Annotated in this window: 13 protein-coding genes, 1 tRNA gene and 1 rRNA gene; 4 read left to right on the forward strand and 11 right to left on the reverse strand. The window is 44.4% G+C overall.

What is annotated here, in order from left to right; genetic code table 11:
- Positions 1-20: 20 nt before the first annotated feature.
- The 5 genes from gspG to gspC form a co-directional block, all read right to left on the reverse strand.
- Positions 21-464: a type II secretion system major pseudopilin GspG gene (gspG, locus tag M9196_RS17220; protein WP_250618750.1), complete on the reverse strand. Its 444-nt coding sequence runs from the start codon at positions 462-464 to the stop codon at positions 21-23.
- Positions 465-526: 62 nt separating this feature from the next.
- Positions 527-1,756, reverse strand: a complete 1,230-nt coding sequence (gspF, locus tag M9196_RS17225; protein WP_250618751.1) for a type II secretion system inner membrane protein GspF — start codon at positions 1,754-1,756, stop codon at positions 527-529.
- Positions 1,757-3,253, reverse strand: a complete 1,497-nt coding sequence (gene gspE, locus M9196_RS17230) for a type II secretion system ATPase GspE (RefSeq protein WP_250618752.1) — start codon at positions 3,251-3,253, stop codon at positions 1,757-1,759. It abuts the gene before it with no gap.
- Positions 3,253-5,277 carry a type II secretion system secretin GspD gene (gene gspD, locus M9196_RS17235; RefSeq protein ID WP_250618753.1) on the reverse strand — a complete coding sequence of 675 codons (2,025 nt, stop codon included), beginning with the start codon at positions 5,275-5,277 and terminating at the stop codon, positions 3,253-3,255. The genes gspE and gspD overlap by 1 nt, the downstream gene beginning before the upstream one ends.
- 31 nt (positions 5,278-5,308) lie before the next feature.
- Positions 5,309-6,205: a type II secretion system protein GspC gene (gene gspC / locus M9196_RS17240; protein ID WP_250618767.1), complete on the reverse strand. Its 897-nt coding sequence runs from the start codon at positions 6,203-6,205 to the stop codon at positions 5,309-5,311.
- 302 nt (positions 6,206-6,507) lie between these two features.
- Between gspC and hslR the strand changes: the two genes are divergently transcribed.
- From hslR to M9196_RS17260, 4 genes are all read left to right on the forward strand, one after another.
- A complete protein-coding gene (gene hslR / locus M9196_RS17245) occupies positions 6,508-6,894 on the forward strand; it encodes a ribosome-associated heat shock protein Hsp15 (protein WP_250618754.1) in 387 nt (128 codons plus the stop codon).
- 16 nt (positions 6,895-6,910) lie between these two features.
- Complete coding sequence (hslO, locus tag M9196_RS17250; protein ID WP_250618755.1) at positions 6,911-7,792, forward strand: Hsp33 family molecular chaperone HslO; 882 nt, start codon at positions 6,911-6,913, stop codon at positions 7,790-7,792.
- Positions 7,793-8,122: 330 nt separating this feature from the next.
- Positions 8,123-9,748, forward strand: a complete 1,626-nt coding sequence (pckA, locus tag M9196_RS17255; protein WP_250618756.1) for a phosphoenolpyruvate carboxykinase (ATP) — start codon at positions 8,123-8,125, stop codon at positions 9,746-9,748.
- Positions 9,749-9,857: 109 nt separating this feature from the next.
- Positions 9,858-11,747, forward strand: a complete 1,890-nt coding sequence (locus M9196_RS17260) for an AsmA family protein (RefSeq protein ID WP_250618757.1) — start codon at positions 9,858-9,860, stop codon at positions 11,745-11,747.
- 38 nt (positions 11,748-11,785) lie between these two features.
- On the opposite strand, the gene M9196_RS17265 is transcribed toward M9196_RS17260, so the two are convergent.
- The 6 genes from M9196_RS17265 to M9196_RS17290 all read right to left on the reverse strand — a co-directional run bounded on the left by M9196_RS17265 (position 11,786) and on the right by M9196_RS17290 (position 15,103).
- Positions 11,786-12,703: a bifunctional GNAT family N-acetyltransferase/hotdog fold thioesterase gene (locus M9196_RS17265; RefSeq protein WP_250618758.1), complete on the reverse strand. Its 918-nt coding sequence runs from the start codon at positions 12,701-12,703 to the stop codon at positions 11,786-11,788.
- A gap of 38 nt (positions 12,704-12,741) precedes the next feature.
- Positions 12,742-13,176: a D-aminoacyl-tRNA deacylase gene (gene dtd / locus M9196_RS17270; RefSeq protein ID WP_250618759.1), complete on the reverse strand. Its 435-nt coding sequence runs from the start codon at positions 13,174-13,176 to the stop codon at positions 12,742-12,744.
- Positions 13,148-14,059, reverse strand: coding sequence for a virulence factor BrkB family protein (locus tag M9196_RS17275; RefSeq protein WP_250618768.1), 912 nt, complete (start codon positions 14,057-14,059; stop codon positions 13,148-13,150). The genes dtd and M9196_RS17275 overlap by 29 nt, the downstream gene beginning before the upstream one ends.
- Positions 14,060-14,115: 56 nt before the next feature.
- Positions 14,116-14,667, reverse strand: a complete 552-nt coding sequence (locus tag M9196_RS17280) for an AAA family ATPase (protein ID WP_250618760.1) — start codon at positions 14,665-14,667, stop codon at positions 14,116-14,118.
- A 207-nt stretch (positions 14,668-14,874) separates the two neighbouring features.
- Positions 14,875-14,990: ribosomal RNA gene (rrf, locus tag M9196_RS17285) — 5S ribosomal RNA — on the reverse strand.
- Positions 14,991-15,026: 36 nt separating this feature from the next.
- Positions 15,027-15,103 (reverse strand) — tRNA-Thr (locus tag M9196_RS17290).
- Positions 15,104-15,156: the final 53 nt, after the last annotated feature.

Raw genomic sequence — 15,156 nt, forward strand, 5'->3', positions numbered from 1 at the left:
ACGCTCTGTTACCTTACGTATTACTGGAAGTCTTGAAGGTTCCAGTTGCCAATATCAGCTGCTGCGCCCTCACCACCTTCTTGGCCATCAGCACCAAGGGTAAACACGTCAATCGTTCCTTTGTCACCTGGGCTCAAGTATTGGTAATCGTTACCCCAAGGATCGTTAGGCAGACGGCGAATATAACCACCATCACGATAATTACGAGGCTCTGGATTACCCGGCTTAGTCACTAATGCTTCTAGTCCTTGATCCGTTGTTGGATAAATACTGTTATCTAACTTATACATGTCCAGCGCATTCTCTAGCGCTACGATGTCGGTAATCGCTTTTTGCTGATCAGCCTTCTCTTTATTACCCAATAAGTTAGGCACAACAAAGCTGGCTAACACACCTAAAATAACCACAACGACCATCACTTCTAGTAAGGTGAAGCCTGCTTGTTTTTTCATTTTCTGTTTCATCTAGTACTCCAAAGGAAAACACCTCGTAAACGAGGTAATATCATGCTGTCTACGTGGTTAGATTACCCAGACATCAAATTGTTCATTGCCAATATTGGCATCAATGTTGCCATCACGATAAACAATACCAATCCCGCCATCAAAGCGATGAGCGCGGGGGTAAATATCCCAAGCGCAATGTTGATCGTCGATTCAAAATTTTGGTCCTGATTATCCGCGGCGCGAGTCAGCATGCTCTCTAACTCGCCACTTTGCTCACCACTCGCTATCATATGCAACATCATAGGAGGAAACAGTTTTGTCTGCTCTAACGCCTTGCGTAAGCTTGCGCCTTCCCGCACATTATCAGCAGCAAGCGAGACTTGCTTTTTAGCAAAGTGGTTTGTCATCACATCCACGGAAACCTTCATACCATCTAAAATTGGGATCGCGCTAGACGTACATATCGCTAATGTTCTCGCAAAACGTGAGGTATTTAGGCCTCGGGCTATTTTCCCAATCAGGGGCAAACCAAGCACCTTAGTATCCCAATTCATTCGTATAGCTGGACGACGCAATGCGGTTTTAATCGCGTACATTATCACCACAAAGCCAATCAGTAATGCGACACCCCAATTTTGAATAAAATCACTCGAGGATAAAAGAAACTGAGTCGACTTTGGTAGTTCTTGCCCCATTTGCACAAACTGCCCCACAATTTTAGGGACGACAGCAGCTAAAAGAAAAGCGACGATCGCGACAGCAAACACCACCAGCACAACGGGATAGATCATCGCTTGCTGCAGCTTCGAACGCAGCTTTTGTCTGTTTTCAGCGTAATCTGCCAAACGCTCTAAAATGGAGTCTAAATGTCCAGATTTTTCCCCCGCTGAAACCATCGAGCGAAAGAGTTCATCAAAGACATGAGGATAATCAGCCAAGCTATCCGACAAGGTGTAGCCTTCCGTTACTTTGGAACGAATGGCTGCCAGCATTGTCCGAATTCGAGGTTTCTCTGATTGCTCAGATACCGCTTTCAAACACTCTTCAAGTGGCATCCCCGACTGAACTAATGTCGATAATTGTCGAGTAATCAAGGCTAAATCGGGAGTGCTGATGCCACGTTTAAACGCTGGTTTTGCCACCTCTCCATTGGCACTTCGTGTGGATTTGCTTCTTGTTTCAACCACATCTATTGGCATTAGCCCCTGCTCTTTGAGGCGCTGACGCACTTGTCTTGCGTTATCGCCTTCAATCAGCCCTTTGGTCTGCTTGCCTTTAGCATTTAAAGCCTTGTATTCAAATGCAGCCACTTATGCTTCCTTTGTTACTCGCATGACTTCTTCCAGTGAAGTAATGCCGCGCTTAACCTTACTCAATCCGTCATCTCGAATGCTCGGCGTGTAGTTTCTCACTTCTTTTTCAATGGCTTGCTCACCCGCTTCATTATGAATCAAGGTTTGTACTTCATCATCAATTATCAATAACTCATGGATACCCGTTCGTCCTCGGTAGCCTTTTTGATTACATTTTTCGCAGCCTACCGCTTTGTGCAGAACTAACTCCTCAGCCTCTGACATTTCAAATAGCTTTTTGGTCTGCGTATCCGCTTGATAAGGGACTTTGCAATCTTTACACAAGGTACGCACTAAGCGTTGCGCGAGTACGCCAAGTAAAGAAGAGGAGATCAGAAACGGTTCAATACCCATATCTCGCATACGAGTAATGGCACCCACGGCTGTATTGGTGTGTAGCGTCGACATGACTAAGTGACCCGTCAATGATGCTTGAACACCGATCTGGGCGGTTTCAAGATCTCGAATCTCACCAACCATCACAACATCAGGATCCTGACGCAAGATCGCACGCAATCCTCGAGCAAACGTCATATCCACTTTCGGATTAACTTGCGTCTGACCAATGCCATCAATATCAAATTCAATCGGGTCTTCGACCGTTAGAATGTTGCGTTCATTACTATTGATTTCTTGCAGGCCAGCATACAAGGTCGTCGACTTACCCGACCCGGTAGGACCTGTCACCAGAATAATGCCATGAGGTCTTTGGATAAGTTTACGGAAGTGATCATGATTGGTCGCGGTCATCCCTAAGCTATGCAAATCGAGACGTGTCGCATTTTTATCCAACAATCGCATCACGACGCGTTCGCCATGTGAGGAAGGCATCGTGGACACACGAACATCCACCGCCCGTCCACCAATTCGCAATGAGATACGACCATCTTGAGGCAGACGCTTTTCAGCAATATCAAGTTTGGCCATCACCTTAACTCGCGAAACCAGTAGTGGCGCTAGCTTACGGCTCGGCGCCAACACATCACGTAATACGCCATCGACACGGAAGCGAATAGAGAGCACTTTTTCAAAGGTCTCAATATGAATATCCGACGCCCCTTCTTTAATTGCTTCACCTAACATAGCGTTGATCAATTTGATAATGGGTGCATCATCTTCCGACTCGAGTAGATCTTCATCTTGCGGCAGCTCTTCAGCCAATGAGAAGAAATCGTCGCTATCTGCGCCGATGTCTTCCATTAACTGCCTCGCTTCTGAAGAGTCTCGTTGGTACGCTTGGGTCAGCTTAACTTCAAACTGTTCCGCCGGCAGAGGCTTTAACTCAAACGTTTGTCGATAAACACGTTTAACTTCTTGCAAAGCGTTAAGCGCCAACGGCTCTACGTAAAACAGTACCGACTCCGATTCCGTGGCTTCGAACACCACCTTGAACCGATTGGCAAAGCTAAACGGCAGTCGGGCCACTAAGGGGCGAAACTCCACTGTCTCTCCCATTACTTAGTATCCATCTGCTCAATAAAGGCTTGTATTTCAGATGGGTAGCGTGTGGTTTCACCAAATTCAGGTAGAACTGGAATATAACCATCATCCATCAACTTCAAGCCTTGATCTGCTTTAAACAACTGTTCTGCACGAATATAGTTATATTTACGCTGCGTCAAACCATCAGCAGTAATACCATCGCGGATAATGGTCGGCTTGATGAAGACCATTAGGTTCTTTTTCTCAACCGTGGTACTGGTTGAGGTAAATAAGCGTCCTAAATAAGGAATATCGCCCAAGAAAGGCACTTTAGATTCACTTTCCGCCGCTCGCTCATCAATCAAACCACCTAACACCAGCATCTGACCATCTTGGATCATCACCGAGGTATTAAGCTGACGTTTAGCAAATCTTACATCGACCGCACCACTCGCACCCAATACGTTGGAAACTTCTTGTTCAATGGTTAGCTGAACGGAATTACCTTCGTTAATTTGTGGCACAACTTTCAGCTTGATGCCCACTTCTTTACGTTCAACCGTTTGGAATGGGTTGCTGTTGTTCGAACCCGCAGTCGAGCCGGTTAAGACAGGCACTTCTTCACCAACAATGAATGAGGCTTCACCATTATCCATAACGGTAATACTTGGCGAAGACAGAATGTTAGAGTTAGAGGTACTCGACACTGCCGTAATTAACGCTGTCCAGTCACCCATTGCAATGCCGACGGCCGCACCTTGTACGCCACCCAGTGCGCTGGCGAGTTTGGTGTAATCACCCGATGTCTTGGTTTCTACGTTGTAAGGAGTACCGTTAGTATCATAACGAGTTTCTGTTGTTGTTTTGTCTTTCGCGTCTTCCATACCAACCATAACACTGCCAATGGACGCGCCAGTATTGGAGAACTGAACCACACTACCGCTCGTAGCATTACCCCACTGCACACCTAAGTTTGCACCGTCGACATCGGCTAGTTCAACAATCAACGCCTCAATAAGTACTTGAGCACGACGAATATCCAGCTGAGAAATCACTTCCAATAGCGCTTTCATGATATCTGGCGGCGCGGTAAGAACTAAAGCATTGGTATCCGCATGCGCCGTGATCATCACTTCTGTACGGTTGGCATTGGATGTTGATTTACCACCTGACTGTTTTTCTTTTTGCAGGTTGTCCGATACACCTTTTAATACCTCGACCAAATCTTCAGCCTTAGCATAACGAAGATATTGCACGCGGTTATTACCCTTCGTCGCCATTTCAACATCTAGCTGACTGATTAGGCTACGTAAACGCTTACGAACTTTAGGATCACCCGAGATAAGAATAGAGTTGGTGCGATCATCGGCCACCAGCTTAGGCTGCAAGAATGCTGGGGTATTTTTAGCATCGGTGGTTTTATTTAGAGCATCAACGATACGTACCATTTCCGCAGCTGAGGCATTTTGTAACTCCACCACTTCAATTTCTTTATCACCCGCCTGGTCGACACGACGAATAATATCGGCGAGGCGATTCACCACGGCTGCTCGCCCGGTAATCAAGATGATGTTGGCTGGATCATAATGCACAACGTTACCCGCGCCGGCGTTATCGTTTAATTGCCTTAGCAACGGAGACAATTCACGCACTGAGACATTTCGAACCGCAACCACGCGAGTAATGACGCTATCACCTTTGGCAATATCGTTATCTCCAACAACAGGAATTGCCGACGTTTTTGCATCTTTCGCTTTAATCACTTTGAGAATGTTGTTGTCCATTTCAACAACAGCGTAACCATAGACTTCGAGCACATTAAGAAAGAAGCTGTAATATTGCTCTTCACTTAATACGTCGTAGCTTCTAACATCCACTTTGCCACGTACAGATGGGTCAACAATGATCGTTTTATCGAGGTTACGACCTACGATATTGATGAACTCTTGTATATCTGTTCCCTTGAAACTGGCACTAAATTCATTGGCAGAGACTGCGGGAACAGCCAGCAGGCTTCCCATCAATAACCAAGTACTTTTCTTAAGCCAACTCTTCACTTGTTGCTCCCTTGAAATACGGCATTCACGACTAGAATTGAATAAAGATGTCGTGCTGTTGTCCATCCCGTTCAACCGTGAGGTTGAGTTCGGTTAAATCCGAAATGGATTGATAAATTTGTCCCATCGCAGCAGGGTCGGTAAGATCGGCGCCGTTAAGTGCAACGGCAATGTCACCATTTTGTAGGCCTACTGCGTTAAATAACTCCGCATCACGGCCTGGGCTAACGCGGTATCCCGATATTTTCCCGTCTCGTTTCACTTGAGACAGCCTGACATACTGAAAAATTTGTTGTGGATCTTGCGTAATCGTACTGCGAATAGCCGCTAGCTTTTCTTCATTATCCCTTGGGTTGTTACCCACGACATTTGACGCTGCAGCCGGTGCGGGTTGATTTAATTCCAGTTTTTTATACTCAATACCTTCTAGCATTACAGTTTCGTCACGCCCAGAATTGGAAATAATAATACGATCAATCAAAACTGCCGCAATGGTGGCACGAGTTCCTTCAATTTGCTCACCAATACCATAGGTGCCTTGCTTGCCCCTATTTGCCACTACTGCCAAGCTGCGATTTGGGTTGTTGCTTACAACAGAACCCACTAACACAACATTCAACCTCGTCTTAGGCGCATCCGTAACAACAGGCGCTTGTACGACTTTTTGATCGCGTTGGTACTGACCAAAAATATTGGCTTTATTGATTTCTGATGAGTAAGCAGTATTGCTCGTCCCTGTCGACTGTACATTCACCATGGTTGGAGGTAGCCAGCGCCCTACCGAAGATGTTTGCGGAAATAGCTGCCACGCCAATACACCGGCAATCCAAGCAGATAACCCAAGCAAGCACAGTGCGATAAATAGACTCAACTGAGGTTGATAGTGTACACAACGACGTAAGTATGAAAACAGAGGTGCAGATTGCAATGTTGTTGTCGATATGGAAAATCCTTTCACGCTCCTAGTATCCTGTCTTTAGCGGTATTCCGTTGTAATTGTGCATTATGAGTCTTTTTCTTGAGTTTTTCATTTACTAGCGTCAATTTCTGCTGAAATCACTCCATTATTGTGAATTTATGTCATATATAAATATTAGTGTCATGCAATCTCCTTACTAGGGTTGAATTTTTTAGAGCTAAGCACCATTTAGTGGGGTAATCATTGTAATACCCGCCTCCTACATATTTAGTGTCTTACGCTATAATGCGGGTTAGAAAGCAGGAATCGAGATGAGTTCAGAAAATAATGCCGTTCGCCTCGACAAATGGTTGTGGGCCGCTCGCTTTTACAAAACACGCAGTGTTGCCCGTAATATGGTCGACGGTGGAAAAGTCCACTACAATGGACAACGTTCAAAACCCAGTAAAATTGTCGAGCTGAATGCCGTCATAACCCTTCGTCAAGGCAACGAAGAAAAAACGATCAGGATCGAACGCATTTCAGATCAGCGCAGAGGAGCACCGGAAGCCCAGACTCTTTATTCGGAAACCAAAGAGAGTATCACTAAGCGAGAAGAATTCGCTTTGCAGCGCAAACTGAATGCACACAACCCAAGTCCAGAGCGTCGTCCTGACAAAAAACAGCGTCGCAATATCATTAAGTTTAAAAACCAATAAGCTGGAGCTTCCTTAAATGGCTAATAACACATTAAACCGCTACCTTTTTGAAGAGCTATCTGTACGAGGAGAGCTGGTACAGCTTGATACGGCTTATCAAGAAATTATTTCTAGCAAAGAGTACCCAACAGCACTGCAAAGCCTGCTTGGTGAACTGCTTGTTTCAACCAGCCTACTCACTGCCACTTTAAAGTTTGAAGGCTCTATCACCATGCAACTACAAGGTGATGGTCCGGTTTCCTTGGCGGTAATCAATGGTGACCATAACCAAAAACTACGTGGTGTGGCTCGCTGGGAAGGTCAGATTTCGGATGACGCCTCAATTCATGACATGTTGGGTAAAGGTTACCTCGTCATTACGATCACTCCGGATAATGGTGAACGCTACCAAGGCGTAGTGGGTCTAGAAGGCGCAAATTTATCTGAAGTGTTAGAAGGTTACTTTGAGCGTTCAGAGCAGCTTAAAACTCGCTTGTGGATCCGCACCGGCACTCAAGACGGTCAAGCTAAAGCTGCAGGTATGCTATTACAAGTCATGCCCGATGGTACTGGCTCATCTGAAGACTTTGAACACTTAGAGCAGTTAACGAATACGGTCAAAAATGAAGAGTTGTTCACCTTAGAAGCCAACGACCTATTGTACCGTCTTTATAATCAAGACAAGGTTCAATTATTCGAACCAAAAGAAGTGGAATTCTTTTGTGGTTGTTCACGTGAACGCAGTGCAGACGCCATTGCCACTATCGCTCAAGATGAAGTCTATGAAATATTAGCGCAAGAAGGGGCAGTAGCCCTGAACTGTGACTATTGTGGTAGCACTTACTCATTCGATGAGAATGACATAAAAGACTTATTTGCTCAAAAAGATGAGCACGGTGAGAAACCGACTCTACACTAATTTTAGTGTTAGAAATATGTTACACGAGCCAGTTCTATCTGAACTGGCTTTTTTTTGTGAAAATTTTAACGATCACACAACATTTCCAGATGGAATGTATCACTAACCTGCTATCACTTATGTTACATTTACCCTGACGCAAAGGTTTGCCCTAGAATAAACCACCGCGATTTAATATGTGACCAAACACTTAAAACCGTCACGATATGATGAGTAATTTTTGAGCTACATCCCTGTTTTATCGGTTTTCCGTTGCTAGCATGGAGTTCAAAATAAAAAACAAATTATAACAATTTTAAAATCCCTACAAAAATCCAATAAGGAGCACCTATGACCGTTATGGACATTAATAAGGCTGCACAACTCGATCTAACTCAATATGGTATCACCGACTCTACTGAGATTGTTCGCAATCCTAGCTATGAGCAACTTTTTGCCGAAGAAACTTTAGACTCCCTGCAAGGTTATGAAAAAGGCGTCGTCACTGAACTGGGCGCCGTTGCCGTAGATACGGGTATCTTCACTGGTCGCTCCCCTAAAGATAAATTCATTGTTCGCGATGACACGACTCGTGACACGATGTGGTGGTCCGATCAAGGTAAAAATGACAACAAAGCAATTTCTGCAGATGTTTGGGATGAGTTAAAAACACTTGTCACTGGGCAGTTATCTAACAAACGTTTGTTTGTGATTGATGGCTACTGTGGTACCAATCCAGATACTCGCTTGTGTATCCGTGTTATCACCGAGGTAGCATGGCAGGCGCACTTTGTTAAGAACATGTTTATTCGCCCAAGTGATGAAGAACTTGCCACGTTCGAAGCTGACTTCGTGGTAATGAATGGCGCTAAATGCACCAACCAAAAATGGCAAGAGCAAGGGTTGAACTCAGAAAACTTCACCGTCTTCAATCTGACAGAAAAAATGCAGCTTATTGGTGGCACTTGGTACGGCGGCGAAATGAAGAAAGGCATGTTCGCAATGATGAACTACTTTTTACCGCTTAAAGGCATTGCTTCCATGCACTGCTCCGCTAACAAAGGGGAAGATGAAGACGTCGCGGTATTCTTTGGTCTATCCGGCACAGGTAAAACAACGCTGTCCACCGATCCAAAACGTCAACTGATTGGTGATGACGAACATGGTTGGGATGACGATGGTATCTTCAACTTCGAAGGTGGCTGCTACGCGAAAACCATCAATCTGTCTAAAGAAGCGGAGCCCGATATTTATAACGCGATTCGTCGTGATGCGTTGTTAGAGAACGTAACCGTTCGCAATGATGGTTCTATCGACTTTGATGATGGTTCAAAAACCGAGAACACTCGTGTTTCTTACCCTATCCATCATATAGATAATATTGTAAAACCCGTTTCTAAGGGTGGTCATGCGAATAAAGTTATTTTCCTATCCGCTGATGCATTTGGCGTACTGCCACCCGTTTCAAAGCTAACTCCAGAACAAACTAAATATCACTTCCTATCAGGCTTTACTGCAAAACTGGCCGGTACAGAACGTGGCATTACCGAGCCAACACCAACATTCTCAGCATGTTTCGGCGCTGCTTTCCTAACACTGCACCCAACTAAATACGCTGAAGTGTTAGTTAAACGTATGGAAGCCGCTGGTGCTGAGGCTTATCTAGTTAATACAGGTTGGAATGGTTCTGGCAAACGTATTTCAATCCAAGATACTCGCGGTATCATTGATGCTATCTTAGATGGTTCGATTGAAAATGCCGAAACAACAACGATCCCTGTGTTTAATCTAGAAGTCCCGACATCGCTACCAGGCGTCGATTCTAGCATTTTAGATCCGCGTGATACGTATGTTGACCCATTGCAATGGGAAAGCAAAGCGGAAGACCTTGCGAAGCGTTTTGTGAATAACTTTGAGAAATATACTGATAACTCAGAAGGTCAAGCACTCGTCGCAGCAGGACCACAAATAGACTAATACTTAGACTAATATTCAAGTTTTAGTGACCAAGCCCCTCATAAGAGGGGCTTTTTGATCACTTTCAAGCTAAATTACTGATTATGCTCAGTAGGTAAGAGAGAACCTCGTGATACGAAAAACACTGGCTATAGTAATAGCGCTCATCGCTCTAGGGTTACTTTCCGTATTAGTACTCTTTTGTTTGCTGCATACGAAATATGCGACCCCGATGGTTTCCTACGCATTAGACAAAACTCTGAACATTAAAGTGATCAGCGAGTCCGTACATTACCAATATCCGAACCAGTTAGATTTCAATAATGTCCATATTGAAAGACAAGGACAGGAATCGATAGCAGCCAATAGTATGTCGATTTGGCTCACACCCTCTGAGTCTATCACTTCGCCATTTCGTATCCATGAATTGCTACTTTCAGGCTCAACGCTATCTCGTCAATCGGTATCATTGGCCCATGACCTATCGATCGATAATATCGCACTCGATCATATTGATTACTCTGACGACAATGTGATCATCAATGATCTTCAATTACAACTCCGCAATCTTCAATATCAGCCGAATATGGCGCAGATACTTGGTGAGTTTCAGCTAAGGGCTTCTCAGATATACTACCAAGGAGAGTCCGCCAACGATGTACTCATTGATGGGGTGCTCAGCGGTGAGGAAAGCAAGGTCTACGGTGCATCTTTTACTTGGAATCAAGCAACGGTGTCTACTCAAGCCCAGTATGAGAGCGGCACGTGGTCCTTAGTAAATACAACGGTAGATAAGCTTGATCTCGACCTTACCACGGCTTCTATCGCTCATTACAACAAAATATTTTCTGCCATCGGCCACATTAATAGCGTGGACTTACTGCACGCCAATCTGCGTTTTAATGATGTCAAAATAGAAAACCTCAATGCGTCCTTTGAGCAGATTGATCTTCGCCACTCTATTTGGGAGCAAGTGAATGCTTACCTCTCATTTGACGCTGATAGTATCCAATACCAAAGCCTCCAATTCATCGAACCGACGGTTGAGGTCATTGCTAATAATGGTGTGATAACTTTAAAAGACGTCGATAGTACGCTCGAACAAGGTCGTATTCAGCTTGTAGGCGCTTGGAAGCCCAATGCGATCGCACTTGAGCGTGTTGTTATCGATGGGGTTAAGGTATATGAAGAAACACAACAAAATGCGCTACTGTCGCTTTTTCAACACCTCCCTCTTACCAACCTCAATCAACTCAGTATCGATCACCTCACGATAAGTCGTGGGCAATGGATACAAATCCAAAATAAACCTAACTGGCAAATCTCTGGCTTAAATTTGGAAGGTAGTAATTTAGAACTGATACGAAAAGGTCAATGGGGTCTATGGCAAGGAAAAACTGCGGCGTCCGCCAATAGCGTTAGTATTGATCGCGTCTTAGCCAGCCAAGTCGCTTTAGAAACACAAAGTCACGATGGTAAGTGGCAACTGAAACGGTTATTTATCCCCTATCAAAAAGGGTATCTAGACGTGGCCGCTTCGCTGGACTTCTCCGCGAAGAGCCAACCCTTAACCGTAAACGCAAAAGCCTATTCTCTGCCTTTGTCTTTACTGAAATATTTACAAACGCCAAATGGCATTGATATTAGTGGCATGGCTGATATCAACCTTTCTATGAATGTACTCACTGCCGATAAGTTAGCGATTTCAAAAACGTTAACAGGAAAACTTGATGCAGAGTTTGACAATACCGCTATCACTAGCAGCGAAGGTAGCGCGATTCCGGTAGAGATAACACCGCTTCAACTTGTCGCTGAGCGAGGACATGTATCGTTGTCACCACTAACAGTCCGTGGTGAGCGTATTGATGGAGAAGCGTCTGGCGAAATAGAATTAAACCATCTTGAAACGCCACCGATAGAGCTAAAGCTCATTACCCGCTGCACCGAATTAACTACGATTGATTTACTATCAGGGTCAGTAAAACAAAAACCGATAACGAGCTGCTTACAAGAAGAATAATACTGTCAGCGATATCAACAAAGAATATCGCTGCAGTGCTACTGAGTCATTTTGTCTTGGTAGTTTGGTAGCAACATATAAGTGCCAACAAATTCGACAGCAGGCTTATCACCACTAAAGATGGTGACGTTAATGATAATTCTCGCTTTACGCCCCGTTGCTAAACGGTCCAAGTCACCACTAATACCATCAAGTGACGTGACTGCCACTGGATTCATTTCGACTGGATGCCGGTAACGAATTCTACTGTCAGCAAGCACGATATCGGCGTTCAATCCGCGCTCTTGCATTAACAACCATGTCATTCCCCAACCCGTTAACGTCGCGAGAGTAAACGCAGACCCGGCAAACATTGTGTTATGCGGATTAAGATTAGGATTTAACTGGGCGCTACACTCAAATCGATAACCGGTGTACTGATTAATCTTAATGCCCATCTTATCGCTAATTGGGATCTGCTGTTCCCAGCGTGCTTGCAACTCTGCACACCACTCTGGACGGCGTAATACTTTTGCTAACGGATCAAGTGGCTTAATCATCAGTTGATGACGGATTGGACCATGCTGGTCGTTCAGCTCACCTTGGCACTCAAAACCATTTTTGCCATAGAATGAAATTGCATCCTCGCGAGCATTACACACTAAGCGCTTCACCCCTTCCTGTCGTGCAAAAGATTCTAGTGCTACGAGTACCAACGAGCCCATCCCCTTACCACGACGACTGCTTTTTACAGCCATATAGCGAATCTGACCTTCATTGTCAGGCGTGATATAGAGACGACCAATAGCCATTGGTCGACCACGACCATCAACGATCATACGGTGATGACTCATTTCATCGTACTCGTCTCGCTCAGAACCGACCGGCAAACGCCAAGGCTCTCGCAACATCTGCCAACGAAACTGGTAGTATTTAGCCAGTTGATTCTCAGTCTTTGGAGTAATAAGTTTAAACATGGATATCCTTTCAAATGTAAAACTAGCGCTTTACTCGACTATACTTGCAACCAAAATGTCACAGGACCATCATTGACTAAAGAAACCTTCATATCTGCGGCAAACACCCCGCATTCTGTCGGTAATACCTGACCACATTGGTCAGAAAAGTAGTGGTAAAGGCGTTCTGCATCCGTCGGATTTGCACCACGTGAAAACCCTGCACGTGTGCCCTTTTTAGTGTCCGCGGGTAAAGTGAATTGTGAAACAACAAGTAGGCTTCCACCTACCTCTTTTACATTTAGGTTCATTTTTCCAGCTTCATCTTCAAAAACACGATAGGTAGTGACCCGCTCCATGAGCCTTTTCGCTTTTGCTTCATCGTCATCTTTTTCAACACCAAGCAACACGAGTAACCCTTTACCTATTTCCCCTACAACTTGCCCATCAACGCTAACCGAAGATTCACTTACTCTTTGTATCAGTGCTATCACTTAGCGCTTCCTTTATCTGTTGAGATTCATTTTCGACGTTCGATTGTAACATGTGAGATCTGGGTAGCCACTGCTCTTTCTCGCCAAGCGCAGCTGTCACTTCTGCACCAATCAAGACAATGAACCAGCATAAGTAGATCCATATAAACAGAATTGGTATCGCAGCTATTGCACCATAAATAAGTTGATACGAGGGAAACTGGGTAATGTAGTATGCGAACGCTTTTTTACTGACTTCAAACAATAACGTCGCAGCCAAAGATCCTATTAAAGCATGAGAAAAACGCACTTTCTTATTGGGGACTAATAGATATAAACCTGAGAATGCGAGCAGCGCAAGAATGGCAGGTAACCAGCTAATTAATAGGCTAAATGCCCCACTTAATGCATCATGCTCCAGTATTTTTAATGATGTCACGTAAGAGGTACCAACAATACTCGCCCCAACTAAGATAGGCCCCAAAGTGAGTATCATCCAGTACATTGAAAATGAAAATACGGCACGTCGTTTGACTTTCACCCGCCAAATATAATTCAAATTTCTATCTATATTAGAGATGAGCATTAATGCTGCAACGAATAAAAAGCTACTCCCAATGGCGGTCATCTTTGTCGTATTCGATACAAACTCAACCAATGCAGAATATACAGCATCACCGGCAGCAGGGACAAAGTGCTGAATAATAAAGTCTTGGAGTATCTGCCCTGTATTAGCGAAGATTGAGAACGAAGAAAGCACAGAGAGCAAGACCGTCAGTAAAGGTACGATCGAAAGCAACGTTATATAGGTTAAGTAGCCAGCATTAACATTGACACGATCATGTGCCATTCTTTGTGCTAGATAACGAACAAAACAAATAGTCTTCGTAATCGAGTCAATCATGTTTTGTATGGGAAATATATTGTCCCTAATTTTAAGCATCACTCGTAGGCTCCTTGCTAAACGGCGCGTAAGTACTCTCGACATATAGAACTCAATAACGCTTTACGCTCCTTGATAGGCAATAATGGCAATGAGACAATTTGATACCCCATCGACTCATAGAGGGCGTATAGCTTTTTATGAATAGCCAGAGCCTCCTCAAAAGGATATGGGCGAATTTCATCTTGCACATAAGTTTCTAATGTCGGCTCGCAGAATATCACAAGCTGCTGATAGCCGCTGCTGGCTTCTAAAGCAATATGTTGTGGTATCTCTAAATTTCCCCACGAGAGATAGGCACAGATGTCCGGAATAGCCCTATCAAGGAAAGTAAGTGGAGAATCTAATGCGGCATGTTTTTGAGTGAGCATCTCTCGAAAGCATAGCTCGGCAAATCCCGATAAATCAACCCATGGCAAAATGCCATTGGCTATTTGAGATTGTTCGATAATAAGCTGCCTTGGCACTTCAGGGAATACTTGTGTATCTTCACATTCTATAGACTCTAAGAGCGTGGTTTTCCCCGAACCTGGGCCACCTGTAACAATAAAAGGAAGAGTCGTGTTCATTACGTGTCAGTCACACTGTGATAGAAGAATGGTATTGAGTCTACCATTGTTCTTCTAAGAATGAAGAGTTAGAGCGAAGTCAGTCAGGTAAAATTGATTATCGTAAAAACGAAAAAAGCCCACCAAGAAGGTGAGCTTTCAATACGATAAATAAAGACTTATGTTTCTTTGCTTTATTCATTAACCTCTAGTGAGGTTATAATTAGAACCTGGCGATGTCCTACTCTCACATGGGGAAACCCCACACTACCATCGGCGCTACTGCGTTTCACTTCTGAGTTCGGCATGGGATCAGGTGGGTCCGCAACGCTATGGTCGCCAAGTAAATCTTAAGCTATCGTTATACGCTAGCTGTTAACTGGTGCTGATACCCAGACTCGAACTGGGGACCTCACCCTTACCAAGGGTGCGCTCTACCGGGCTGAGCTATATCAGCAATTAGTTTTTTGGACTAAAAGAGCCCGCTTTTTCAAACGGGCTTTTTTATCA

Source organism: Vibrio methylphosphonaticus, from assembly GCF_023634655.1.
In the GTDB taxonomy this organism is placed as follows: Bacteria; Pseudomonadota; Gammaproteobacteria; order Enterobacterales; family Vibrionaceae; genus Vibrio; species Vibrio methylphosphonaticus.

Bases quoted from the DNA above. Each gene is read 5' to 3' on its own strand.
- gspE (WP_250618752.1), bottom strand. From the start codon at position 3,253: ATGGGAGAGACAGTGGAGTTTCGCCCCTTAGTGGCCCGACTGCCGTTT.
- M9196_RS17265 (WP_250618758.1), bottom strand. From the start codon at position 12,703: ATGTTTAAACTTATTACTCCAAAGACTGAGAATCAACTGGCTAAATAC.
- M9196_RS17280 (WP_250618760.1), bottom strand. From the start codon at position 14,667: ATGAACACGACTCTTCCTTTTATTGTTACAGGTGGCCCAGGTTCGGGG.
- M9196_RS17275 (WP_250618768.1), bottom strand. From the start codon at position 14,059: ATGATTGACTCGATTACGAAGACTATTTGTTTTGTTCGTTATCTAGCA.
- hslR (WP_250618754.1), top strand. From the start codon at position 6,508: ATGAGTTCAGAAAATAATGCCGTTCGCCTCGACAAATGGTTGTGGGCC.
- hslO (WP_250618755.1), top strand. From the start codon at position 6,911: ATGGCTAATAACACATTAAACCGCTACCTTTTTGAAGAGCTATCTGTA.
- pckA (WP_250618756.1), top strand. From the start codon at position 8,123: ATGACCGTTATGGACATTAATAAGGCTGCACAACTCGATCTAACTCAA.
- gspG (WP_250618750.1), bottom strand. From the start codon at position 464: ATGAAACAGAAAATGAAAAAACAAGCAGGCTTCACCTTACTAGAAGTG.